This is a genomic window from Flavobacterium branchiicola (assembly GCF_018383905.1).
Taxonomy (GTDB): domain Bacteria; phylum Bacteroidota; class Bacteroidia; order Flavobacteriales; family Flavobacteriaceae; genus Flavobacterium; species Flavobacterium branchiicola.
Genome location: NZ_JAGYWA010000001.1, coordinates 59,045 through 84,667 on the forward strand (window position 1 = coordinate 59,045; position 25,623 = coordinate 84,667).

The 25,623-nt window shown below is 33.9% G+C and carries 21 protein-coding genes and 4 tRNA genes; 1 reads left to right on the forward strand and 24 read right to left on the reverse strand.

All coding sequences use genetic code 11. The features are described from left to right. Positions 1 to 232: 232 nt before the first annotated feature. The 17 genes from rpoB to KHA98_RS00310 form a co-directional block, all read right to left on the reverse strand. Positions 233 to 4,045, reverse strand: coding sequence for a DNA-directed RNA polymerase subunit beta (gene rpoB, locus KHA98_RS00230; RefSeq protein WP_213254222.1), 3,813 nt, complete (start codon positions 4,043 to 4,045; stop codon positions 233 to 235). A gap of 266 nt (positions 4,046 to 4,311) precedes the next feature. After that, positions 4,312 to 4,683, reverse strand: coding sequence for a 50S ribosomal protein L7/L12 (gene rplL / locus KHA98_RS00235; protein WP_007807437.1), 372 nt, complete (start codon positions 4,681 to 4,683; stop codon positions 4,312 to 4,314). Between the two features lie 89 nt (positions 4,684 to 4,772). Then, on the reverse strand, positions 4,773 to 5,276 hold the full coding sequence (gene rplJ / locus KHA98_RS00240; RefSeq protein ID WP_213254224.1) for a 50S ribosomal protein L10: 504 nt from the start codon (positions 5,274 to 5,276) through the stop codon (positions 4,773 to 4,775). 22 nt (positions 5,277 to 5,298) lie between these two features. Beyond that, on the reverse strand, positions 5,299 to 5,988 hold the full coding sequence (rplA, locus tag KHA98_RS00245; protein WP_035619180.1) for a 50S ribosomal protein L1: 690 nt from the start codon (positions 5,986 to 5,988) through the stop codon (positions 5,299 to 5,301). A gap of 13 nt (positions 5,989 to 6,001) precedes the next feature. Then, complete coding sequence (rplK, locus tag KHA98_RS00250) at positions 6,002 to 6,439, reverse strand: 50S ribosomal protein L11 (RefSeq protein WP_026713295.1); 438 nt, start codon at positions 6,437 to 6,439, stop codon at positions 6,002 to 6,004. Between the two features lie 67 nt (positions 6,440 to 6,506). Next, positions 6,507 to 7,058 (reverse strand): transcription termination/antitermination protein NusG, encoded by a 552-nt coding sequence (nusG, locus tag KHA98_RS00255; protein WP_026730431.1) that lies wholly within the window; start codon positions 7,056 to 7,058, stop codon positions 6,507 to 6,509. A gap of 10 nt (positions 7,059 to 7,068) precedes the next feature. Further along, a complete protein-coding gene (secE, locus tag KHA98_RS00260) occupies positions 7,069 to 7,266 on the reverse strand; it encodes a preprotein translocase subunit SecE (protein WP_213254227.1) in 198 nt (65 codons plus the stop codon). An 18-nt stretch (positions 7,267 to 7,284) separates the two neighbouring features. Continuing rightward, a tRNA-Trp gene (locus tag KHA98_RS00265) sits at positions 7,285 to 7,355 on the reverse strand. A 58-nt stretch (positions 7,356 to 7,413) separates the two neighbouring features. Next, on the reverse strand, positions 7,414 to 8,601 hold the full coding sequence (gene tuf, locus KHA98_RS00270; RefSeq protein ID WP_031456758.1) for an elongation factor Tu: 1,188 nt from the start codon (positions 8,599 to 8,601) through the stop codon (positions 7,414 to 7,416). A 55-nt stretch (positions 8,602 to 8,656) separates the two neighbouring features. After that, positions 8,657 to 8,728 (reverse strand) — tRNA-Thr (locus KHA98_RS00275). 42 nt (positions 8,729 to 8,770) lie between these two features. Then, positions 8,771 to 8,851, reverse strand: a tRNA-Tyr gene (locus KHA98_RS00280). 52 nt (positions 8,852 to 8,903) lie between these two features. Further along, positions 8,904 to 8,977, reverse strand: a tRNA-Thr gene (locus KHA98_RS00285). 90 nt (positions 8,978 to 9,067) lie between these two features. Next, the gene (gene hpf / locus KHA98_RS00290) at positions 9,068 to 9,370 is read right to left on the reverse strand and encodes a ribosome hibernation-promoting factor, HPF/YfiA family (protein ID WP_213254229.1); all 303 of its coding nucleotides are present in this window, start codon (positions 9,368 to 9,370) and stop codon (positions 9,068 to 9,070) included. 35 nt (positions 9,371 to 9,405) lie between these two features. Beyond that, positions 9,406 to 10,299 (reverse strand): tyrosine-type recombinase/integrase, encoded by an 894-nt coding sequence (locus tag KHA98_RS00295; protein ID WP_213254231.1) that lies wholly within the window; start codon positions 10,297 to 10,299, stop codon positions 9,406 to 9,408. Between the two features lie 121 nt (positions 10,300 to 10,420). Further along, positions 10,421 to 10,615: a 30S ribosomal protein S21 gene (gene rpsU, locus KHA98_RS00300; protein WP_115889621.1), complete on the reverse strand. Its 195-nt coding sequence runs from the start codon at positions 10,613 to 10,615 to the stop codon at positions 10,421 to 10,423. 124 nt (positions 10,616 to 10,739) lie between these two features. Beyond that, positions 10,740 to 11,882 carry an acyl-CoA dehydrogenase family protein gene (locus KHA98_RS00305; RefSeq protein ID WP_213254233.1) on the reverse strand — a complete coding sequence of 381 codons (1,143 nt, stop codon included), beginning with the start codon at positions 11,880 to 11,882 and terminating at the stop codon, positions 10,740 to 10,742. A gap of 13 nt (positions 11,883 to 11,895) precedes the next feature. Then, complete coding sequence (locus KHA98_RS00310; protein WP_213254235.1) at positions 11,896 to 12,690, reverse strand: ComEA family DNA-binding protein; 795 nt, start codon at positions 12,688 to 12,690, stop codon at positions 11,896 to 11,898. A 368-nt stretch (positions 12,691 to 13,058) separates the two neighbouring features. Here KHA98_RS00310 and KHA98_RS00315 point away from each other — a divergent pair, with 368 nt between their 5' ends. Then, entirely contained in the window at positions 13,059 to 14,510 is a 1,452-nt protein-coding gene (locus KHA98_RS00315; protein ID WP_213254237.1) for an amino acid permease, read from the forward strand. A gap of 76 nt (positions 14,511 to 14,586) precedes the next feature. Here KHA98_RS00315 and KHA98_RS00320 read toward each other — a convergent pair whose 3' ends face one another. The 7 genes from KHA98_RS00320 to KHA98_RS00350 form a co-directional block, all read right to left on the reverse strand. Continuing rightward, positions 14,587 to 14,814 carry a PspC domain-containing protein gene (locus KHA98_RS00320; RefSeq protein WP_213254239.1) on the reverse strand — a complete coding sequence of 76 codons (228 nt, stop codon included), beginning with the start codon at positions 14,812 to 14,814 and terminating at the stop codon, positions 14,587 to 14,589. Between the two features lie 67 nt (positions 14,815 to 14,881). After that, the gene (locus tag KHA98_RS00325) at positions 14,882 to 16,153 is read right to left on the reverse strand and encodes a DUF2851 family protein (RefSeq protein ID WP_213254241.1); all 1,272 of its coding nucleotides are present in this window, start codon (positions 16,151 to 16,153) and stop codon (positions 14,882 to 14,884) included. 68 nt (positions 16,154 to 16,221) lie between these two features. Next, on the reverse strand, positions 16,222 to 16,704 hold the full coding sequence (locus KHA98_RS00330) for a 3'-5' exonuclease (protein WP_213254243.1): 483 nt from the start codon (positions 16,702 to 16,704) through the stop codon (positions 16,222 to 16,224). 79 nt (positions 16,705 to 16,783) lie between these two features. Beyond that, positions 16,784 to 18,145: a pyridoxal-phosphate dependent enzyme gene (locus tag KHA98_RS00335; RefSeq protein ID WP_213254245.1), complete on the reverse strand. Its 1,362-nt coding sequence runs from the start codon at positions 18,143 to 18,145 to the stop codon at positions 16,784 to 16,786. Positions 18,146 to 18,192: 47 nt separating this feature from the next. After that, on the reverse strand, positions 18,193 to 20,160 hold the full coding sequence (locus KHA98_RS00340) for a putative porin (RefSeq protein WP_213254247.1): 1,968 nt from the start codon (positions 20,158 to 20,160) through the stop codon (positions 18,193 to 18,195). Between the two features lie 195 nt (positions 20,161 to 20,355). Next, the gene (locus KHA98_RS00345) at positions 20,356 to 21,867 is read right to left on the reverse strand and encodes a SusD/RagB family nutrient-binding outer membrane lipoprotein (protein ID WP_246522091.1); all 1,512 of its coding nucleotides are present in this window, start codon (positions 21,865 to 21,867) and stop codon (positions 20,356 to 20,358) included. A 3-nt stretch (positions 21,868 to 21,870) separates the two neighbouring features. Beyond that, positions 21,871 to 25,158, reverse strand: coding sequence for a SusC/RagA family TonB-linked outer membrane protein (locus KHA98_RS00350; protein WP_213254249.1), 3,288 nt, complete (start codon positions 25,156 to 25,158; stop codon positions 21,871 to 21,873). Positions 25,159 to 25,623 lie beyond the last annotated feature (465 nt).

Here is a 25,623-nt window from a genome sequence, read left to right on the forward strand (position 1 = left end):
ATTAAAAAATTGAATTTAGATTTATAATCTACTCTTTAAAAGAAAAGAGTTAATCATTCGCTACTACCTCGGGTTACTTCTCTAAACTTCAAACTTTATTTGAAGCGCTAGTTATAAAATGCATCGCATTGTTATAAAAAATCGGAACGGGTTACGGGTATAAATCTTTAAAAACTGATATAAATGAGTAATCAGTCCCATTAAAAAATGAGACTGATTACAAAACTTTTATTTATTCTTCCAAACGAAGATCTAATCCTAGACCTTTCAATTCGTGCATTAATACATTGAATGATTCTGGTAAACCTGGTTCTGGCATAGTTTCTCCCTTAACGATAGCTTCGTAAGTTTTAGCTCTACCAATAACGTCATCCGACTTAACAGTTAAGATTTCACGTAGTGTACTAGAAGCTCCATAAGCCTCAAGTGCCCAAACCTCCATCTCTCCGAAACGCTGACCTCCAAATTGAGCCTTACCTCCAAGTGGTTGTTGCGTAATCAATGAGTATGGTCCGATAGAACGTGCGTGCATCTTATCATCAACCATGTGTCCTAATTTAAGCATGTAAATTACACCCACAGTCGCTTTTTGTGCAAAACGCTCTCCAGTTCCTCCATCATAAAGGTAAGTATGTCCAAAACGTGGTACGTTAGCCTCATCAGTCAAAGCGTTGATCTCGTCTAGAGAAGCACCATCAAAAATTGGAGTAGCAAATTTTCTACCCAAGTTCATTCCAGCCCAACCTAATACAGTCTCATAAATCTGACCAATGTTCATACGTGAAGGTACTCCAAGTGGGTTCAACACGATATCAACTGGCGTTCCGTCTTCAAGGAAAGGCATATCTTCATGACGAACGATTCTAGCAACAATACCTTTGTTACCGTGACGTCCTGCCATTTTATCCCCTACTTTCAACTTACGTTTCTTAGCAATATAAATCTTAGCCAATTTCAAGATTCCAGATGGTAATTCATCTCCAACTGTAATAGTAAATTTCTCTCTTCTTAAAGATCCTTGTAAGTCGTTCAGCTTAATTTTATAGTTATGAATCAAATCATTAACCATTTTATTAGTAGCGTCATCAGCAACCCATTGACCTTTGCTTAAGTGAGCAAAATCTTCTACTGCGTAAAGCATTTTTTGAGTATATTTTTTACCTTTTGGTAAAACTTCTTCACCCAAATCATTCATTACACCCTGAGATGTTTTTCCGTTAACGATCAAGAATAATTTTTCAACTAATCTGTCTTTTAATTCAACAAATTTAGTTTCAAATTCCATTTCTAAAGCGCCTAAAGCATCTTTATCCTGAGTACGTTTACGTTTATCTTTTACGGCTCTTGCAAATAATTTTTTGTCAAGAACTACACCGTGTAAAGATGGAGAAGCTTTTAATGAAGCATCTTTCACATCACCAGCTTTGTCCCCGAAGATTGCACGAAGCAATTTCTCTTCTGGAGTTGGATCTGATTCTCCTTTTGGTGTAATTTTTCCGATCAAAATGTCGCCAGGTTTAACCTCTGCTCCAATTCTAATCATACCGTTTTCATCTAAATCTTTAGTAGCTTCTTCAGAAACGTTAGGAATATCGTTTGTTAACTCTTCGTTTCCTAACTTAGTATCTCTAACCTCTAATGAATAATCATCAACGTGGATAGAAGTAAAAATATCATCACGAACTACTTTCTCAGAAATTACAATCGCATCCTCGAAGTTGTACCCTTTCCATGGCATGAACGCAACTTTTAAGTTTCTACCTAAAGCTAATTCACCATTTTGAGTAGCATATCCTTCAGACAATACTTGTCCAGGAACAACTCTGTCACCTCTTCTTACGATTGGTTTCAAGTTGATACTTGTACCTTGATTGGTTTTTCTAAATTTAATAAGGTTGTACGTTTTCTCATCAGCATCAAAACTAACCATTCTCTCGTCTTCTGTACGATCGTATTTAATAGTAATGATATTTGCATCAACATACTCAACAGTACCATGCCCTTCAGCATTGATTAATACTCTTGAATCTGAAGCTACCTGACGCTCTAAACCTGTACCTACAATTGGTGCTTCAGGACGGATCAAAGGAACGGCCTGACGCATCATGTTCGATCCCATCAACGCACGGTTCGCATCATCATGCTCCAAGAAAGGAATCAAAGATGCAGAAATCGAAGCGATCTGGTTAGGAGCAACGTCTGTATAATGAACTACTGTTGGCTCAACAACCGGGAAGTCACCCTCCTCACGAGCAATAACATTGCTAGCTGTAATTTTACCAGTTTCATCCATTTCAATGTTTGCCTGAGCAATCATTTTTCCTTCTTCTTCTTCAGCACTTAAGTAAATTGGAGTACTTTCTAAATCAACTACACCATTAGTTACTTTACGGTAAGGAGTTTCAATGAATCCCATTCCGTTAACTTTTGCATAAACACCAAGAGATGAAATCAAACCAATATTTGGTCCCTCAGGAGTTTCAATCGGACATAAACGACCATAGTGAGTATAGTGAACGTCACGAACCTCGAAACCAGCTCTCTCTCTCGAAAGTCCACCTGGCCCAAGTGCAGAAAGTCTTCTTTTGTGTGTAATCTCAGCCAATGGATTCGTTTGATCCATAAATTGAGATAACTGGTTAGTACCAAAGAAAGAGTTGATAACTGAAGATAATGTTTTAGCATTAATCAAATCAATTGGTGTAAACACCTCGTTATCTCTAACGTTCATTCTCTCACGAATAGTTCTAGCCATACGTGCTAAACCAACACCGAATTGTTGAGACAATTGTTCACCAACTGTTCTAACACGACGATTTGATAAGTGATCAATATCATCAATCTCTGCTTTAGAGTTGATCAATTCGATCAAATATTTAACGATTGTAATGATATCTTCTTTAGTAAGCACTTGCTTATCCATAGGGATATCTAAATCTAATTTTTTGTTCATTCTGTAACGACCTACTTCACCTAAGTTGTAACGTTGGTCAGAGAAGAACAATTTATCTATAATACCACGAGCAGTTTCCTCATCAGGCGGTTCAGCGTTACGCAACTGACGGTAAATGTGCTCTACAGCTTCTTTTTCAGAGTTAGTTGGATCTTTTTGTAACGTGTTGTGGATAATAGCATAATCTGCTTGATTATTATCTTCTTTGTGTAACAAAATAGATTTTACGTTAGAATCGATGATCTCTTCAACATTATCTTTGTCGATAATAGTGTCACGATCAAGGATGATTTCGTTACGTTCGATAGAAACTACCTCTCCAGTATCTTCATCTACGAAATCCTCATGCCATGTATTCAATACACGCGCAGCAAGTCTTCTTCCAATATATTTCTTAATACCAGTTTTAGAAACTTTAATTTCTTCAGCAAGGTCGAAAATTTCAAGGATATCCTTATCTCTTTCGAATCCGATAGCACGGAATAAAGTTGTAACAGGTAATTTTTTCTTTCTATCGATATACGCGTACATAACGCTGTTGATATCTGTAGAAAATTCTATCCAAGAACCTTTAAAAGGAATTACTCTGGCAGAATAAAGTTTAGTTCCATTTGCGTGGAATGATTGTCCAAAGAAAACCCCTGGAGAACGGTGTAATTGAGATACTACAACACGCTCGGCACCATTGATTACAAAAGTACCACTTGGAGTCATGTAAGGAATTGTTCCAAGATAAACATCTTGTACAATTGTTTCAAAATCTTCGTGTTCTGGATCTGTACAGTATAGTTTTAACCTAGCTTTTAAAGGCACACTATAAGTAAGACCTCTCTCTATACATTCTTGAATTGTATAACGTGGCGGATCAACAAAATAATCTAGGAATTCCAATACGAAGTTATTTCTCGTATCTGTAATTGGGAAGTTTTCCATGAAGGTATTGTATAACCCTTCGTTGCCTCTTTCGTCTGATTTCGTTTCCAATTGGAAGAAATCTTTAAAAGATTTAACCTGAACATCCAAGAAATCCGGATAGTCAGGAATATTTTTTGTAGAGGCAAAATTCAATCTTTCAGTCTGATTTGTTATCATCAATGGACAAAATTTTGATTAAAAAAAAGTAATTTTTTTTGTGTAAAAACACACTGCGTAGTTTATACTTTCTTTTTAAAACCAATACATCTTTAAAAATAAACCAAGAATTCAGTTCAATTTTTTTTCTTCGTATTGATCAAAAACTTTTTCGTATTTTAAACTAATTTGATAATAAAATTTAATGTATTTTATTATACGAAAAATGGTTTAGGCCTTTGAGTGTTAACTCAGGACCTAAACCTAGTTCTTAAAACCGAGTTGAATTATTTTAATTCAACTACAGCTCCAGCTTCTTCTAATGATTTTTTAAGACCTTCAGCCTCTTCTTTAGAAACACCTTCTTTAACGTTGCTTGGAGCTCCGTCAACTACATCTTTAGCTTCTTTCAAACCTAAACCTGTAAGTTCTTTTACTAATTTCACAACTGCTAATTTAGAAGCACCAGCTTCTTTTAATACAACTGTAAATTCAGTTTGTGCTTCTTCAGCAGCACCTTCTCCACCACCAGCAGCAACTACTACAGCTGCAGCAGCAGGCTCGATACCATACTCGTCTTTTAATATTGTTGCTAATTCGTTAACTTCTTTAACTGTTAAGTTAACTAATTGTTCTGCGAATTGTTTCAAATCTGCCATTTTTTCTATCGTTTAAAATGATTTGTAAAATTATATTTTGTTTATTGTGCGCTATTTAAGCAACAAGGAAATATTCCCTGCTTGAATTATTATGCTTCAGCTTCTTCTTCGCTACCAGCGAATTTGTTTTGTAAAGCAGAAATAATTCTTTGTGCTGGAGATTGTAATAATCCAATAAGTTCTCCAAGAAGTTCTTCTTTAGATTTAATAGTTGCTAATGCATCTAATTGATTATCTCCAATATAAATTTCATTGTTAATGAAAGCACCTTTTAAAACTGGTTTATCAGATTTCTTACGGAAATCTTTGATGATTTTTCCAGGAGCATTAGCTACATCAGAAATGAAGATAGCACTATTACCTGTCAAAACTGAAGGTAAATCACCATAATCAGTAGAAGAAGCTTCCATTGCTTTTGCAAGCAAAGTGTTCTTTACAACTTCTAATTTGATACCTGCTTTAAAACAAGCTCTACGTAAGTTTGAAGTCGTTTCTGCGTTTAATCCAGAAATATCCGATACATAAATAATATTTGTACCAGCTAACTGCGCAGTTAAATTTTCAATCGCGATTGATTTTTCTTCTCTAGTCATACTAAAAATTTTTAACTACCAATTATACTGCTTTTGGATCCAATGCAATAGCTGGACTCATAGTGCTAGTTAAGTGAATACCTTTAATGTAAGTACCTTTAGCAGCAGTTGGTTTAAGTTTTATTAATGTTTGAATAATTTCGTGTGCGTTGTCAACAATTTGCTCAGCTCCAAAAGAAACTTTACCAATTCCTGCGTGAACGATACCAGTTTTATCAACTTTAAAGTCAATTTTACCAGCTTTAACCTCTTGAACAGCTTTTGCAACATCCATAGTTACAGTACCTGTTTTAGGGTTTGGCATTAAACCTCTAGGTCCTAAAATACGACCTAATGGACCTAATTTACCCATAACAGCTGGCATAGTGATGATTACATCAACATCTGTCCAACCATCTTTAATTTTTTGTAAATAGTCATCAAGACCAACATAGTCTGCACCAGCTTCTTTAGCTTCCGCTTCTTTATCTGGAGTAACTAATGCTAATACTTTAACATCTTTACCTGTTCCGTGAGGTAATGTAACTACACCTCTAACCATTTGATTCGCTTTTCTTGGATCTACACCCAAACGAACTGCGATATCAACAGACTCATCAAATTTTGCTGAAGCAACAACTTTCAATAATGCCGCAGCATCTTTTAGAGAGTATAATTTGTTCTTTTCAATTTTTGAAGCAGCCTCTTTTTGCTTTTTTGTTAATTTTGCCATGTCTTTTTCTTAATTAAAAAGGAGCATCTCCTGATACAGTTATACCCATAGATCTAGCTGTTCCAGCAACCATACTCATTGCTTTTTCTACTGTAAAAGCATTTAAGTCAGGCATTTTGTCTTCAGCAATAGCTCTAATTTGTTCCCAAGTAACACTAGCTACTTTTTTACGATTAGGCTCACCAGAACCAGATTTTAGCTTTGCAGCTTCCATTAACTGAACCGCTGCTGGAGGAGTCTTAACGACAAAATCAAATGATTTGTCTTTATACACAGTGATTTGCACTGGGCAAATTTTGCCAGGTTTATCCTGAGTTCTAGCATTAAATTGCTTACAGAACTCCATGATGTTTACCCCAGCAGCTCCTAAAGCAGGTCCAACCGGTGGCGACGGGTTCGCAGCACCTCCCTTAACTTGTAGTTTAACTACCTTACTAATTTCTTTAGCCATTTTTAAAAAATTTAACACTGTAATCAATGGAAGCGATTACAATGGATATTATATATGTAACAAAAAATTATACTTTTTCAACTTGCATAAAACTTAATTCTAATGGAGTCTTTCTTCCGAAAATTTTCACCATTACTTCAAGTTTACGCTTTTCTTCATTTATTTTCTCAACCGTTCCGTTAAATCCGTTGAAAGGACCATCGATCACTTTAACAGTTTCACCTAAGTTGAATGGAATAGCACGAGTATCTGTATTAACAGCCAACTCATCTACTTTTCCTAGCATGCGATTTACTTCCGACAATCTCAAAGGAACAGGTTCTCCTCCTTTAATCTCACCTAAAAATCCAATCACACTTGTAATAGATTTAATAATATGAGGTATCTCACCAACCAAGTTAGCTTCGATCATTACATATCCAGGAAAATAAACTTTATCCTTAGACATTTTTTTCCCTTCTTTTACAGTTACTACTTTTTCTGTAGGAACTAATACCTGGGAAACATAATCCTCCATACCCAATCTGGCAATTTCAGTTTCGATATAAGCTTTCACTTTATTCTCTTGACCGCTTACTGCTCTAACTACATACCATTTTTTCACATTATTATCTGCCATCACAAAAAAATTATCCTTTTAACCAGTTAAAAAATCCAGCCAAAGCTTTTGCAAAAAATTCGTCTACTCCCCATGTTGCCAAAGCGAAAAGAATCGAAAATACAGCCACAACAATTGTCAATTTTTGAACCTCAGCCCAAACAGGCCAAGTAACATTAGACTTTAACTCTCCGAAAGCCTCTGATAAATAATTCGTAACTTTTGTCATTTGATATATTTTTTATTGCACGGGCGGAGGGATTCGAACCCCCATCAACGGTTTTGGAGACCGCTATTCTACCCTTGAACTACGCCCGTAATTAAAGCCAGTGACTTCAGTTAAGAAAATCCACTGGCTTTTATAGTTTTTATAGGATTAACCTACGATTTCAGTTACCTGACCTGCACCTACAGTTCTACCACCTTCACGGATAGCGAAACGTAAACCTACGCTCATTGCGATTGGGCTTAATAAAGCAACATTGATAGTCAAGTTATCTCCTGGCATTACCATCTCTACTCCTTCTGGTAAAGTAATAACTCCTGTTACGTCAGTTGTACGTACGTAGAACTGTGGACGGTAGTTATTGTGGAATGGAGTATGACGTCCACCTTCTTCTTTTTTCAAGATATAAACCTCAGCTTTGAAAGTAGCGTGTGGTTTTACTGATCCTGGCTTAATGATAACCATTCCTCTTTTGATAGATTCTTTATCAATACCTCTTAACAATAAACCTACGTTATCTCCAGCTTCACCTCTATCAAGGATTTTACGGAACATCTCAACTCCTGTAATAGTAGAAGTTAATTTATCAGCTCCCATACCAATGATTTCAACTGGATCTCCTGTATTAGCAATACCTGTTTCGATACGACCTGTAGCAACAGTTCCACGACCAGTAATTGTAAATACGTCTTCAACCGGCATCAAGAATGGCTTAGCTACGTCACGCACTGGCTCTTCGATCCAAGCATCAACAGCTTCCATTAATTCAATGATTTTTGGTACCCAAGCAGGATCATTATTCAATCCTCCTAAAGCAGAACCTTGAACTACAGGACCATTATCTCCATCATATTCGTAGAAAGATAATAAATCTCTAATTTCCATTTCAACAAGCTCTAACAATTCAGCATCGTCAACCATATCCACTTTGTTCATGAAAACAACGATTCTTGGAATACCAACCTGACGACCTAAAAGGATGTGCTCACGAGTTTGTGGCATTGGACCATCTGTAGCAGCAACTACTAAGATAGCTCCGTCCATTTGAGCAGCACCAGTAACCATGTTCTTTACGTAATCCGCGTGACCTGGACAGTCAACGTGAGCGTAGTGACGGTTAGCAGTTTCGTACTCTACGTGTGATGTATTAATAGTAATACCTCTTTCTTTCTCCTCTGGAGCGTTATCGATTTGATCAAACGATTTTGCTTGACAGTAACCAGCATCAGACAATACTTTTGTAATTGCAGCAGTTAATGTAGTTTTTCCGTGATCCACGTGTCCAATTGTACCTATGTTTAAGTGCGGTTTGGAACGATTAAAATTCTCCTTTGCCATTTTACTTAATTTTTAATCTTAGTTATATATTAATTTTCAATTTCCTACTTACTTGAGCCAATGTCGGGAATTGAACCCGAGACCTCTTCCTTACCAAGGAAGCACTCTACCCCTGAGCTACACCGGCAGAGTTTTAATTTTAGATTTCAGACTTACGAAATCAAAATTGTGGGGAGAGCAGGATTCGAACCTGCGAAGTTCACACAGCAGATTTACAGTCTGCCCTCGTTGGCCGCTTGAGTATCTCCCCTATTTTATCAATAATTGCATGAACAATTTCAAATCGCATTTGAAATATTTAGAGCCGGCGGAGGGACTCGAACCCACGACCTGCTGATTACAAATCAGCTGCTCTAGCCAACTGAGCTACGCTGGCAATATCAATAAAAAAGTCCGCTATTTCTAACGGACTGCAAATGTAGCTATTTTATCTTTTAATCAAAACATTTTTTGAAAAAAATTTCAATTATATATGTGCTCTTATTTTTTCTTTCCTTTTTACAAGCAAACGTTCTAACGATTCTGCCGAAAGTTCAACCGCCTCTTCAAATGTTTTACACTGCTTTTTCACCAAAAAATCATCTCCCGGAACATTAATCTTAATCTCTACTGCTTTATTCTCCTTATCACTTGTTCTCTCAACCTTTAGAAAAACATCAGACGAAACAACTCGATCATAATACTTTTCTAATTTACCCATTCTTTCCTGGATAAAATCCACCAATTTTCGGTCAACAGTAAAGTTAACTGCATGAACATCTACCTTCATAATACTAATTTTAGGGTTAAACATTTCAGAAACTATTATTTGTTTCGAGGATGCGCATCACCATATACTTTCTTAAGCTCCGCTAAACTATTATGAGTATAAACTTGCGTAGAAGCCAAACTCGAATGCCCTAATAATTCCTTAACTGAATTTAAATCTGCTCCGTTATTTAATAAATGAGTCGCAAAAGTATGCCGAAGCACATGAGGACTTTTTTTTACCTTTTCAGAGACCCTACTAAAGTAAGAATTTATTAATCGATACACAAAAGATTCACTCATTTTTAAACCTTTTTTCGAAATAAAAAAATAATCATCATCAACTATATTTTCAATCAAAGCACGTTCTTCTAAATAAACTTTAAACTGATCAATAATAACAGGCAAAACCGGAACTATACGCTCCTTATTTCTTTTACCCAAAATCTTAACCACATTTGAAGACATATCAACATTATAAATCATCAAATGAATCAACTCTGCCCGACGCATTCCGGTGGTATAAAAAAGATCTACAATCAACTTATCCCGAATTTCCTCAAAACCAACAGGAGAATTCACTTCCTTCATTAAATCCGTTAATTCTTTTTCAGAAAACGGAATCTGAACAATTTTAGGAGTCTTTAACGCCTTATACTTCAACATAGGACTAATCTCTATTTGTTTCGTTTTAAGAAGAAATTTATAAAAAGACTTCAAGGAAGCCATTTTTCTATTAACAGAAACATTAGAAATATTTTGATCTACCAAAGAAACAATCCAACTTCTAATCTGACCATAACTCACTTTCTCCACATTATCCTGCTCAAAATGCATTTTATTAAACTCCTCAAAGAACTCAATATCATTCAAATAAGCAGAAACGGTATGATCAGAGTATTTTTTCTCTAATTGAAGATAATCTCGAAAAGCATCTTTATTTGATTTCATCAGAACCTATATTATATACCACAACAAACGAAAAACTTTCTACCTCAAAATTAAGCATAAAAAAAACCGTTAGCATCAAAATATTGATTACTAACGGTATTTATTTTTAAAAAGCTTTATATTAACTTTCTAGACTATCTCTCAAGCCTTGGATGTAAGCAGCTTTTTGAATTTGAGCTCTTTTGATAACAGAAGGCTTAATAAAAGCAGTACGCGCTCTTAATTGACGAACAGTTCCTGTTTTATCAAATTTTCTTTTATAGCGCTTTAATGCTCTATCGATATTTTCTCCGTCTTTAATTGGTATAATTAACATAATATAGACACCTCCTCTCGTTAAGGCTGCAAAAGTAAATATTAATTATTAATTATGAGTTATAAATTGTCAATTATTTTTCAAAAAAAGAAAAAAGAGTTTAAAATCTAAGAGAAACTTTACCTTATTCTTTTAGCAAATTTCTTGAAATAACTAACTTTTGAATTTCAGTAGTTCCCTCTCCAATTGTACAAAGTTTAGAATCTCTATAGAATTTCTCTACCGGAAAATCTTTTGTATATCCGTAACCACCGTGAATCTGAACCGCTTCGTTTGCAACTTTTACACAAGTTTCTGACGCATACATTTTTGCCATTGCGCCTAATGTTGTAACTGGTTTATGTTGCTGCTTTAAATATGCTGCTTTATGTAATAATAGTTCTGAAGCTTCAATCTCTGTTGCCATATCGGCCAATTTAAAAGAGATTCCCTGAAAACTGCTTATCGGCTGCCCAAACTGATATCTTTCTTTTGAATATTTTAATGCTGCCTCGTAAGCTCCTTTTGCAATTCCTAAAGACAATGCTCCGATAGAAATTCTACCTCCATCTAAAATTTTCATTGCCTGAACAAATCCTTGTCCAACTTCACCTAATCTGTTTGCATCGGGTACACGACAATTATCAAAAACCAATTCAGCGGTTTCACTTGCGCGCATTCCTAATTTATTTTCTTTTTTTCCTGAAGAAAATCCCGGCATTCCTTTTTCAAAAACAAACGCAGTCATTCCTTTTGAATCACCTTTCTCTCCAGTACGAACAATTACCACAGCAATATCTCCTGAAATCGCGTGTGTAATAAAATTTTTTGCTCCGTTAACTATCCATGAATCGCCATCTTTAACAGCAGTAGTATTCATACCCCCAGCATCAGAACCTGTATTATGTTCCGTTAATCCCCATGCACCGATAAATTCTGCTGTAGCTAATTTTGGCAGCCACTTTTTCTTTTGTTCTTCATTTCCAAAAGTCAAAATGTGATTTGTACATAATGAATTATGAGCCGCAACAGACAAACCTATTGACGGATCAACTTTTGAAATTTCTTCTATAATAGTAATGTATTCATGGTAACCCAATCCGGATCCTCCATATTCTTCCGGCACCAAAACGCCCATAAATCCCATTTCTCCCAACTGTTTAAATAATGGAATAGGGAAAATTTGAGCTTCATCCCACTCCATTATATTTGGTCGAATGTTTTTATCGGCAAAATCTTTAATAGACTGCGCAATCATTAACTGTGTTTCGTTGTATTCAAAATTCATTGTGGCTATTTTTTTAGAACTCCAAATATAAACTAATTATTTTTGCTTTTTCAACAGGAAAACCTTTAATTTTTGATAAATCCTCAATATTTTCAAAATTTCCGTTCATACTTCTATACGTCACAATTTGTTTTGCCAATGCATATTTAAAATACGAAAATTGCGCTAGCTCCTTTAGTGAAGCATCGTTTACAGCAATTTTTCTTAAGTCTGAAGGCACTACCGTTTTAAAATGAGAATTTAATTCTACCAAAACCTCTGGTGATAGTCCCCAAATTTCATTTAGTTGCTCCATAGAAACAAAACAACCTAAGATTTCTTTTTGTTTTAAAATCCGTGAGGATAGTGCTTCACCAATTCCGTAAATTTTAATCAAATCTTCCTGAGTTGCCTGATTAAGATCTAAAACCTTAATCTTTTCCTTTTTGAAATCCGTTTTCTGAGGATACTCCTTTTTCTCACTTTTAAAGTTTGATTTATTACTAATCCAATCCGGAAATTTAAAGAAAGGTGAAATAGCTTTTAATAACGAATCTGAAACTTTTGTTACTTCCTGAAATTCTTCGGCTGAGTTTACATATTTATTTTGTTTTCGAAAACTTAACAATCTGTCAATTTCTTCAACAGACATTCCTAGTTTATATCCTTTCTGGTCAGAAATAAAATTTGGATTAAAAGTATACACTTTGGGCTTTTGATCATATTTAACTGAACGAAGAGAATCCACTTTAATCTGTAAAGCCATCCATTCCTCTTTTTCTGTAAAAGATTGAGTATTCTGTCCGAAATCCACAAAAAAGTAAACCATCTGCAACACAATTATGATTAAAAAAAGTAAAAAAAGTCCAATCCGCTCCTGACTAGTAAATTTACAATATTGCTTTAAAGCTCTAAAATAACTTTTCTTCATTTGTATCTAATTTCATATTGATTACAAATAAAAGCAAATTATTTTTACATTTGTAAGAAAATTACTTTGGTTAAAATTTTATACAGAATTATATTATTCAAAATTTATACTGTCATAAATTGATAAATCACAGGCTATAAAGATCGTAAAGCCTTACTTTTATTAACATTTTAAACATTTTATAACTTAAAACATGATAATTGTTTTTATTTTTTACAAAAAACAATACATTTGGAGCTTAATAACAAATAAACCAATATTATAGTATGTCAATTTGGAAAACTAAACCTCTTTCGGTATTGCTTGGTGAAGCATCCGAATCTGAAAAAGGATTAAAAAGAACCTTATCTTCACGTTCGCTTGTTGCACTTGGAGTTGGAGCAATTATTGGAGCGGGACTTTTTTCGCTTACTGGAATTGCAGCTGCAGATCATGCAGGTCCGGCCGTTACAATTTCTTTTATTTTAGCTGCAATAGGTTGTGCATTTGCAGGACTTTGTTATGCTGAATTTGCTTCAATGATTCCTGTTGCCGGTAGTGCATATACGTACTCTTACGCAACTATGGGAGAATTTATGGCTTGGATTATTGGTTGGGATTTAGTTTTAGAATACGCATTAGGAGCTGCCACGGTGGGCGTAAGCTGGTCTCGTTATCTTCTAGAACTGCTCGCCAAATTTAACATACATCTTCCTCCTCAACTAATTTGTTCGCCGTGGGAAACTTTAACACTAAGTAACGGAACAGTAATTGAAGGCGGAATTATCAATTTACCAGCAATCTTTATTGTTTCTCTTCTTTCTTTATTATTAATTAAAGGAACTAAAGAATCGGCTTCATTAAACAATTTCTTAGTTGTTTTAAAAGTAGCTGTCGTTATTATCTTTATTGTGTTAGGATGGAAATTTATAGACCCAACTAATTATGTTCCTTACATTCCAGAAAACACTGGTGTTTTTGGGAAATTTGGATGGTCAGGAATTGCAGCCGGAGCTGGTACTGTATTTTTTGCTTTTATTGGTTTTGATGCTGTTTCAACTGCTGCACAAGAGGCTAAAAACCCTCAAAAAGGGATGCCAATTGGTATTTTAGGTTCACTAGTAATTTGTACTATATTGTATGTATTGTTCTCTCACGTAATGACGGGACTTGTGCCTTATTATAAATTTGCCGGAGATGCGAAACCTGCTGCGACTGCGTTTGCTGTTACCGGATATGACTTTTTACAAACTGGCTTAATAATTGCAATTTTAGCTGGTTACACTTCTGTAATATTGGTAATGCTTATGGGGCAAAGCCGTGTTTTCTATACTATGAGTAAAGATGGTTTATTACCTCCTTTCTTCAGTGAAGTACATGCAAAATTCCGTACTCCATGGAAAACTAACCTTTTCTTCCTTGTATTCGTAAGTTTATTTGCAGGACTTGTGCCGGTAAGTGATTTAGGACATATGGTAAGTATTGGTACATTATTGGCTTTCGTGTTAGTATGTATTGGAGTTATGGTTATGCGCCATAAAATGCCAGATGCACCAAGAGCTTTTAGAACTCCTTTGGTTCCTTTTGTACCAGTTGCCGGTATTTTAATATGCCTTGCTTTAATGTATGCTTTGCCAAACGAAAGCTGGGCGAGACTTGTAATCTGGATGGCTTTAGGGATTATTATTTATTTTGTTTACGGTAAGAAAAACAGTAAATTAAACAATCCAGAAAAATAATTTTTCGAAACATAGAAACATAAAAAAAAGGATCAGAAAATATTTTCTGATCCTTTTTTTTATGTTTAAATTCGATTTACAAGTCAAAAACTGAACTTCTTTTTGCCCTGATTAAATCTTTAAGGCGAATCCAAAATGCCAGAGTAAGATATACTCCAAATCCTAAACCAACGGTAACAAATGAAATATAAATAAAAAATAATCTAACACTTGTTACTCGCATTCCCAGCTTATCTGCCAATCTGGAAGAGACATGAAAACCGTATTTTTCGAAAAAGAATTTAAGTTTTAAAATTGCAGACATTTTTGCTTTTATTTTTTTATTTGAAAACAAAAATACAAATTATCTCTTCATTTGATTTTCTAATTTTCTAATTATTTTTCATCAACTCCATTCCTATTGCACAGTTTAAACATGCTTTTTTATTACAATATTCATTTTTTAGTTCTATTAATGCCTGAGTTTCAAAAGCATTTTTTGGCATAATACCAAAGGTCTCAAATTTTGTAATTATTGCATTATTCTCCCCAGATACTTCATTCATAAATGCGACCAGATCTTCAGAAATTGATTCGTCCAATACATTTGAATAAGCAAATTGTAACGGGATTATTGTATTTATAATAATGAGATCTAAAAATTGCTTTGATAAAGACTTCAATTTCTTCGGGCTTTCTTTATCGAATTGATAATGATTTTGCCAATATAAACTCGTTGCAACCGAAAGTAAATCGTAAACACTTTTGACAGATTTTAAAAGAACTACCTTAGAAAATAAGTTTTGATAAGTATGATATAAATTTGCTAATTGCGAAAGTCGAATGGTGGGAAAATTATCCGGACGGTGTTTAAAAAACTGAAGCGGATTAACATAAGTCCTTTCTAATTGATACTTATGCAAGAGATAAAAATATCTAAATTTTAAATCGGAAAAATAGACATCTTCTTTTTCAGCATCTAATAAACCGGAAGCTCCAAAAAGCAAAGCTTCAAGATTTTCAATTTCAAAACTTTCTTTTCTAATAATAGTAAACGGAATAGCTTTTGCAATCTGAAAAAAAGATTCTCCATTTGTATTAAGTCCAAAATTTTTAGCTAAAAGACAAAATAAAACAGCTTCCCAATCATTGTTTGTTTCTTTGAGCAAGTCATAAATAAATTTTGATTTACGCTCTAAACGCTCGAAAAATAGTCTTTCCTGCCAGTTTTTAAAGACAAAACTATCTACATCAGCAATTTCTTTTTCACAAAATATCCAGGATTTGGCACTAATTAGGGACTGATAATTTGCAATAATATCAGATGAAACATAGTCTTTCAAAATTAATACCGGAATTTCAGAATTGTTCTTTCTGTATATCTCTGCGTCATGTTCCCAGACAACATGCAAAATTACATTGTCATAGGCGTTATCTTTTTCGTGGTGATGCAAATACCAATCGGAGGATTTCAAATGAATTTCGATATTTCCCGCCCATTTTTGCTCTCCAATTTTTATTTGTGCGTTGAAGAAATCCGGACCTGCCAATTCTAAGTAATCACCTGTTTTAATGATGGTAATCAATTCATTTTGTGCAGTCTTTAAATTCAAAGTATCAAACTTTTTGAATTTCCAGAGATAATGAAGAAAGTCTTCTCTCATATTAGATTTTGTTTTATTACAAAATCTAAATTACTAAAATTTTAATATTATTCTTACAAATATAAATTTTATTGAAGTAAATATAATTTAGCGCATGCTCTAGCATCTGATAATGCCTCGTGATGGTTTAACTGAATATTCATTTCACGACAACAATCACTTAGTTTTGTAGGTTTAATGCCTTTTGCCTTGTATATTTTAACAGTACATTCCCATTTTGAGGCAATGTTTAAATCTTCATAATTCAATCCGTAAAGCAGCATTGACTTCATTAAAACATTACGATCAAAACTTTCATTATGAGCCACGACAACTCTGTTTTTTAATCTTTTTTCGATTTCCGGATATACTTGTGTAAATGATTTTGCGTTAACGGTATCCCGAGGATAAATACCGTGTACCTGAATAGTATACGGATTGTATATATTGTTTGGTGGTTTTATTAAAGTTACAAATTCGTCAACTATTATTCCGTTTTGTACAGTAACAATTCCCACTGAACACGGATGATAGCTTGTTGCGGTTTCAAAATCTATTGCGGTAAAATTCATTTTTTATATTTAAAAAAATATCCATAAACCTAATTGCGGTACTCAATCAGATTTATGGATTAATTCTATTTTTAAAGATCTATTTTATTGATCCGATTATATCGTATTTAGTAATAATATGATGATGTCCATTTCCTAAATCAATTAAAACGGCATCGTTCTCTTTTGTAAAAAGTTTTGAAACTTCTTCTATTGGAGTTCCCATTTTTACAATTGGAAAAGGTTTTCCCATTACATCTTTAATTGGTTTTTCGGCAACATTTTTATCTGCTACATAACTTCTGAATAAATCCGTTTCATCAACAGAACCTACAAATCCGTTTATATCTACAACCGGAATTTGAGAAATTTTGTATTTACGCATACGCTCAATAGCATGCGATACCAGTTCTTCTGTACGAACAACGATTAATTCTTTATCTATATGATCTTTAATAACGTCTTCTGCTTTGGTAACATTCTCTTCAAGAAATCCACGCTCACGCATCCAATCATCATTAAACATCTTACCTACATAACGGCTTCCTGAATCGTGAAAAAGAACCACAACCACATCATCTGGCTTAAAATGTTCTTTCAACTGCAATAATCCTTTAATACAAGCTCCGGCAGAATTTCCAACAAAAATAGCTTCTTCAAGTGCAATCTTTCTGGTGTAAACCGCTGCATCTTTATCTGTTACTTTTGTAAAACCGTCAATTAAAGAAAAATCAACGTTTTTAGGTAGAATATCTTCCCCAATTCCTTCAGTTATATAAGAATAGATCTCGTTTTCATCAAAAATTCCAGTTTCGTGGTATTTTTTAAAAATAGATCCATAAGTGTCAATTCCCCAAATTTTGATGTTTGGATTTTTCTCTTTTAAATATTTTCCAACACCAGAAATAGTTCCTCCAGTTCCTACTCCAACCACAAAATGAGTTATTTTACCTTCTGTTTGTTTCCAGATTTCTGGTCCTGTTTGCTCGTAATGCGCCAAAGAATTTGACATATTATCGTATTGATTTACATACCATGAATTTGGTGTTTCTTCTGCTAAACGCTTTGAAACAGAGTAGTATGAACGTGGATCTGTAGGCTCTACATCTGTCGGACAAACGACAACTTTGGCTCCAACAGCACGAAGAATATCCATTTTCTCTTTAGATTGCTTATCAGAAATAACGCAGATTAGTTTATATCCTTTTACAATTGCAACAAGTGCCAATCCCATTCCGGTATTTCCGGAAGTTCCTTCAATAATAGTTCCACCAGGTTTTAATCTTCCATCAGCCTCTGCGTCTTCAATCATCTTAACGGCCATTCTGTCTTTTACAGAATTTCCAGGATTAAAAGTTTCGACTTTTGCCAATACTAATGCATCAATTTCAGCAACAATTTTGTTGAGTTTTACTAGTGGCGTATTCCCTATTGTTTCTAAAATATTTTTTGAAAAGTCCATTTTATTTAAATTTTATTATTTGGTTTTAAATATAAATCAATGCCTTTTTATTGGAAGAAATTCCAAACTAAACCAAATCGGATAACAAAATCACGATAAGGATTATTAGGCGCTGAGTAATAATTACTTTGTGAAAAAGCTGCATTAAAGTGCTCTGCTTTTAAGTAAATTCTGGTTTGACGAATTCTTGCATTTACAAAAAAATCAAAATTGGCATAGTTTCCAATTTCTTTTGTATTCTGAACAAAAAACTCTCCAACCACCGGGTTATAACTGTTTCCATAGTACTCGGTAAAATAATTAAATGTAATACCAGTCTGCATAAACAATGCTTTCTTGAAAAAGTGGGTTGAGTAATACAACGTATTTCTCGTTACAAAATCAGGCACATTTAAAATTAAATCAGACTGATCTACTTTTTGATATAAAAGTGTGTTGTCTAATGCAAATTTTCCGAACTTAAACTCTCTGCTTGCTTTTACAGAAAAATAATTAATTGCATTTCCGTATTGTGCCGGATTTATAATCTGAACATTTGCCGCTGCCTGAGCCGGGGTCGAAACATCTGCAAAATATAAATGATCTTTTAGTACTGAATATTGTACTTCAGCATTTAACCAAGGTGTAAAAACGTTCGCTCCTAACTGATTGATTTTTTCATTCTTAAAATTATTCGACCAATTGTATTCTACATAACTACTTTGGTACAAATTGTAATTATTGTTTGGAAGTTTATTAATGTTTCTAAATCTGAAATCAAACTGAATTTTTTCATTTAAATCATATCTCAGCTTTGCATCCAAATCAGAAAGTGACTGATTTGTAATGGAGCGTGTATATAAGAAACGACCATTCCATTTGTTTTTCTGATATTCATATTGCCCCCCTACATTATTAATCTGCAGGTATAAATTATTAGGAATAACTGTTCCGTCTTTTTTCACAATAATTCTATCGTATTCAAAATTGGATCTGTAATCGTCAACAAAAAAATTAAACTTCCCCAAAAGTACATTTTCGTATGCCAAACCAACTTTGTTATATAATTTCTCAAAACGAGTCTGATCATTAATATTACCCGTTACATATGATGTACCAAAACGCTGAACAGAAGTTGTTCCAACATTTGAAAGTAATGTTGGTTGTTTGTATTCAAAATATTTGTGCTCATAATTAAATTGGTGTGTTAAATACAAATTATTAGCTCCTTCATTTGGATTTATCCTAAATGCATGATCAAAAAATAATCGCTGTCCCTTTAATAAGGATTGTGCATCTGTTAGATAAACCTGTAAACGCTGCCTGTTTTTATAGTCCTTATTATCACTTTCAAAATCTGAGGGTGTCGTTATTCCTCCATTTTCTTCATTGGTCACATCCTGATACGTCACGTGAGCATTTAGGGCATATCGTTTATTTGTTGTGAAATAACTGGTTGTAAATCTAAAATTCCCGACACTTACTAATTGATTTATATAGTCCCCTTCTGAACGTAAACCTCTGTAAGCAATTGAAAAATTAAGATTTTTTGATGTATTTAATGTAATAAAAGAATCTACGTTTTGTCCTTTATTTATAGTGGTATTAAAAAATAGCTCTGTTAATGGAGTCGCTGCCGAATAGTATCTAATATCCTCTGCCTGTAGGTAATCAAAATGTTTTCCTGAAAAACCAATTTCCGGATAAGGAGAAAAACTGGTCAGACTGTATTGTAATGTATTATAAGTTTGTCCAATGTTTGAAAATGACAGTAATCCAAAATTATCTTTTCGAAGATAGTTTTGTCTGTAGGCACTTTTTATTGTTAAAGAGGTATCAACATAAGTCGTATCGTGTTCTAATGTAATTATTTGATATTGATCTATTGTTGCAATTTTTGCTTTTTTCTTTTTTACTGTATCGGTTATACTTGAATATTTTGAATTCATGTCTAAACTCTTTTTAGAAGTAGTTTTTTCTTGAGAAAACAATAATGCAGGTACAACTAATAGATATAGAAAAATGAATATTCTCATTTGATGGCTTTATATAAAATTATTTCGAAAAATTTAGTGAAGCAAAGGTAAAAGATAAATATGTATAAATAAAAAAACATAATAGATAATATAAAATCTCAACCTATACTACTATAAGCAAGAACCCCGATCACATAAGTTGCAACCGGGGTCCTAAAATTCAAAATAATTATTGTTTACTATTCTATGGCAACATTAAAACTTATCCCAGAATAATTTTGTATTCATTAAATCTCCACCAATATCGCTGGCAGCTTTTTTGTAGTTTGTTCCGTTAACAGACTGCTCAACTCCTGGGTATGTATATCTAACAGGAACTGTAAGGATGTTTTTGTTTACAGCAGTAGTTGGTGATTTCAAAATTGGGAAATCTAATCTTCTGTAAGATGTCCATGCCTCAAATCCTCTGTTGTAAAGAGCAAACCAAGCCTGCATTCCAATTTTTTCTTTATAAGTTGCTCCACTTAATGGGTTTGTATAACTTACTTTAGGCTGTGCTAAGTAAGTTGTAATACTTGCCGGTGCAACTCCCCAGTCTGTCATAGATGCCGTAATCGCAGCATCGTAATGAACTTTAGCCTGAGCTGAACCACCTGGAATTAAGTTTTTCTCAGCTGCTTCAGCTAATAAAAATTGTAATTCAGAATAGTCAAATATTGTAGCAGGGTAAGCCGGATTGTTTAGTGTAGCAGTGATATGTGAATATGTTGCAAAAACGTTAGCTTCACCATAAGTACCTCCAACAAAAGTTCTTCCTGCAGGAATAACCGGAGCCGGTTTAGTTGCATTAACAAAATATTTCGTCATCCTTGGGTCACCACCTGGTACTACAGCATCCATTGCAGCAACAAAAGTTTCAGCCGGAATAAAGTCATCTCTCTTGCTAACTACTAAATCAGCATATAAAGGGTTTTGATTTCCTGAAGTTGTCAAGTAAACTAATTTAGTATTATCCGCATTAGCTGTCATTACTCCAGAAGCAATAGCTGCCTGAACCTGAGTAGCTGCATACGCCTGATCTACATCAGAAAGATTTACTGCTAATCTTACGATTAATGAATTTGCAAATTTTACCCACTTTCCATTACTTGCTGCATCACCTGCATAAATAATATCAGAACCACCAAAGTTAGGACTTGCTGCATTTTTTTTCAATACCGCAACGTCTGCTATTAATCTTTTAATAAGATCTTTGTAAATTGTTTGCGCATCATCATAAACTGGTAACGGATATTTTACAATATCTCCTGCTTGTGAGTAAGGAACATTTCCAAAAGTATCTACAAGAATACTATAAGTATAAGCTTCTAAAACATCAATAAGAGCTAATTTGTTTTGTTTAACGTTAGCCGCTTCATCAGATTCAGTAACCTGAGCATTGATCATTCCTTTAGCATCATAAAAATCAGCTAAAACGTCTCTGTATAAAACACGGAAATGACTATCAGGAATTTTTCTGGCTGTAAGATCGTATTGACTTTCATTAGGGTAAGTCGTTTCTGCCCATTGCTGAGAAAACAACCTAAAAACGTTTAAGTTAACACTTGTACTTGCCATCTGATCTACTAATTTCTTTTCAGCATTAGTAAACATGTATTCTGGTTTGGTTGAAGTTGGTCTTTTAGGATCAACGTTCATATCTGTAATATCAGTACTACATGAAGTAGCAATACCGATAAAAGAAATTAATAAAAGTATTTTTTTCATGATTTAGAATTTTAATGTTAGATTACAACCAATGTTTCTTGTTGTAGGTAGTGATCCTCCTGAATAACCTGCAGATAAGTTACCTGAACTCATTCCGCTCTCCGGATCTGCATCTGGAAGGTTTTTATGGATGATCCATAAGTTAGATCCAACTAAAGCAAGTCTTAAATCTGTCAATTTTAATTTAGAAACCAATGTTGAAGGGAAGCTATAAGCAAGAGATACTTCTCTTAATTTAATATAACTTGCATCGTAAACGAATGCTTTTTGTGGGTTTTTAGTATATCCGTAGATACCTCCCGCTACTTCTGGAGATGGTGTTCTTGTTGTATTTGGTGTACCGTCTTGATTTACTCCCGGAAGAATAACTCCACCACCGTTAGCTAATGTATTTCTAACTGGGTTTCCTAACTCGTTAACTCCGGCTGTAGACTCATATAAACCTGAGTTTTGTCCGTAGTATTGATCTAAAGAAAAGATATCACCACCTTTTTGCATATCAATTAAGAATCCTAGAGAAACTTGTTTGTAGGTAAGTTTGTTACGTACTCCTCCAATCCAATCCGGAGTAACATTTCCAATTACGTTAGTAACTGATTCAGTCATTAAATAAGTTCCTCCTTTAGTAACTTTTTGTCCGTCTGCTGCATACACATAATCTTTACCAATGATATCACCATAAGCATGACCTGGTTTTGCAATAATACTTACACCACCCTGGAATGTTCCTAAAGTTAATGTCTCAATTCCCGGAGATAAAGCTTCAACAGTGTTCTCGTTTTTAGACCAGTTTACAAAAATATCCCATTGGAAGTCTTTTGTTCTTACCGGAGTAGCATTAAATTGAACCTCAATACCTCTGTTCTCAACAGAACCAGCATTTGCATATCTTGAAGAATATCCTGATGAAGTAGAATAATCTACAGGGAAGATTTGGTCAGAACTTAAACTTTTGTAAATACTTGTCTCAAAGCCTAATCTTCTATCAAAGAATTGCATTTCTAAACCAATCTCCTGAGATTTGGTTTTTACAGTATGTAAATCAGGATTAGCACTAATGTCAGGTCTTGAATACAATGGATTTGATCCGAAGTTATTGAATTTACTAAAAACACTTTGTAATGCATACAAGTCGATATTTCCTTGTGGGTTTTCAGCATAACTTGCTCTTAATTTTCCAAAAGTCAACCATTCTTTGTTTACAAGTTTAGTGAAAACGTAACTAGCAGATGTAGAGAATGTATTTACTGAATTACTTCCTTTTGGTAAAGTAGAAAATGCATCATTACGTACTGTACCATCTAAGTATAAAAAGTCTCTGTAACCTAAAGAAGCAGATGCATATGCACTGTTTACTCCTGAATTATCTTCAGCTTCTATTGAATATGGAGCAGGATTTAAAGAGTTTGATAATGAATAAATTCCAGGAATGATAAGTCCTCCATCTGTAGAACCAAGCGTGGAAGTACGTCTTGTTCTTAAAGCATTAAGACCTGCTAAACCGTTTAACGAAATATCTTCCGTTAATTTTTGGTTAAAGTTCAAATTAAGCTGATAGTTTTGCTCAGAAAACATACCACTGTATTTTTGGTATCCTGAACCTACTGCTAATCTGTTTATTCCAAAAGTAGCAGGTAAAGAACCTACCGCTTTTCTTTCTTCACGCAATTCAGAATAACTGTCTGTACTTACTTTTCCAGTTGCAGATAACCAGTTTGCAATTTTATAATCTAACTGAACATAACCGATAAAACGATTTCTCTCGTCAGACTGATAATTTTTATATCTTGTAAAATAAGGATTATCAGCATACTTAGGACTAGTATTTCCGTTTGCAGGATCTGCCATATTCCATGAAATATTTTGTCCTCCAGATTTTTCATAAACATCTTTTTGAGCCTGAATATCAACATTCGTTGCCCACCATTGACGGAATGATCCCATGATATTATCTCCACCATATCCTGTTGTATTTCTACCAACAGTATTTTGAGTCATATAATTTGCAAATACATTAGCAGATAATTTATCTGTAAACTTATGATTGATTTTTATACTAACATTATTTTTCTTCAATTCACTATTTGGTAAAATACCATTTTCTTTATAGTTATTGTAGTTCAAAACAAAATTAGTTTTGTCATTACCGTCCTCTATAGAGACAGCGTTATTGAATGTAGTTGCAGCTTGAAAAAAGGTAACAGGACCATTTTTAGCAGCTTTCCATTCTGTTTTTTTACCGTAGTTTGGAGAATATAAAGAATATGCATCCCATTGATAAACAGAAAGACTTGGATCAAAAGCTACACCATAAGAAGCATCATCTGTTGTTGTTGCAACTTGGTTTCCGTTACTGTCAATAGTAAAGAAAGCACCAGTTGGTCCAACCGGAATACCTTTAGGATTACCATTAGCATCGTAAGTCGGTCCATAACCCTGACCGTATTTGTTTTGATAAACAGGGAATGTTTTTTTATCTACAGTACCTACAGAAAAATCACTAGAAATAGTAATTCCCATTCCTTTTTTAGCTTTTCCTTTTTTTGTTGTAATCATGATTACACCATTTCCAGCCTGCCATCCGTACAATGCCGCAGCTGCAGCACCTTTAAGAACGTTTAATGTTTCAATATCGTCCGGATTAATATCCATAGCAGCATTACCATAATCGTATGTGTTACGTGCTCCTTCAGTTTGTTTTCCTGCACTTGAATTCGTATTGGCATTATTGATAGGCATACCATCAATAACAATAAGCATTTGATTATCTCCTGTTAAGTTTTTAACACCTCTGGAAACCACGTTTGTAGAACCTCCAAAGTTGGTGTTTTTTCTAATATTTACACCAGCAGCTTTTCCAGAAAGCTCATTAAGAAAGTTTCCACTAGAAAGTCCTGAATTCAAATCAGCACCTTTAATCTCTTGTGAAGCATAACCTAAAGATTTTTTCTCTCTTTTAATCCCTAATGCGGTTACTACTACACCTTCCAGTTCAACTGATGAACTAATTAATTTTACATTTACTGAAGTTGAGCTTGCTGCCACTTCCTGGGTTCTCATCCCAATGTAAGTAAATACCAAGATTTGGCTTGGTGATGCTTTGATAGAATATTTTCCATCAAAATCGGTTTGCGTTCCACCTTTTGTTCCTTTAACTAACACACTCACACCTGGTAGGGGCATTCCTGCATTATCGGAAACAATTCCTGAAACAGCTCTTTCTTGCGCAAAAGTAAGATGCGCCATAAGTACTAGTAGTAGCACTAAGAATCCATTAAACTTTAGTTTCATTTTATAAATTTTGAATTAGTATGCGGCAAACATCATAATATTTTCTTAAAACAACAATGCAATTTCTTAATACAATCTAACCTTTTTTTAATATTATTTTAACATATGTTTATACAAGCACATTTAATTAGCACTAAATTAGCACTATATGAAATTTTAAGCATAAAATACTGCTATTTTGTTAACGCATCTTTTAACATTTAATTAACATTTAAAAGAAGAATAACCTTAAAAAATTGAAGCGAAAAATAAATTAAAAAGAGCTATTATCTTATAAAAACAACAGTCAAATAAAACAATTTCGACTGCGAATGTTTTATTTGACCATTTTTAAAATTAAAAATCATCATTTAACTGTAATAAATTGTAATTCAATTCTTCTAAGTTTTACATTCTCTTAATTTCACCCTTTTTTATTCAATTTTTAAAAATTCGTAATTAATTATTCTGCAAAAAAATTCATAA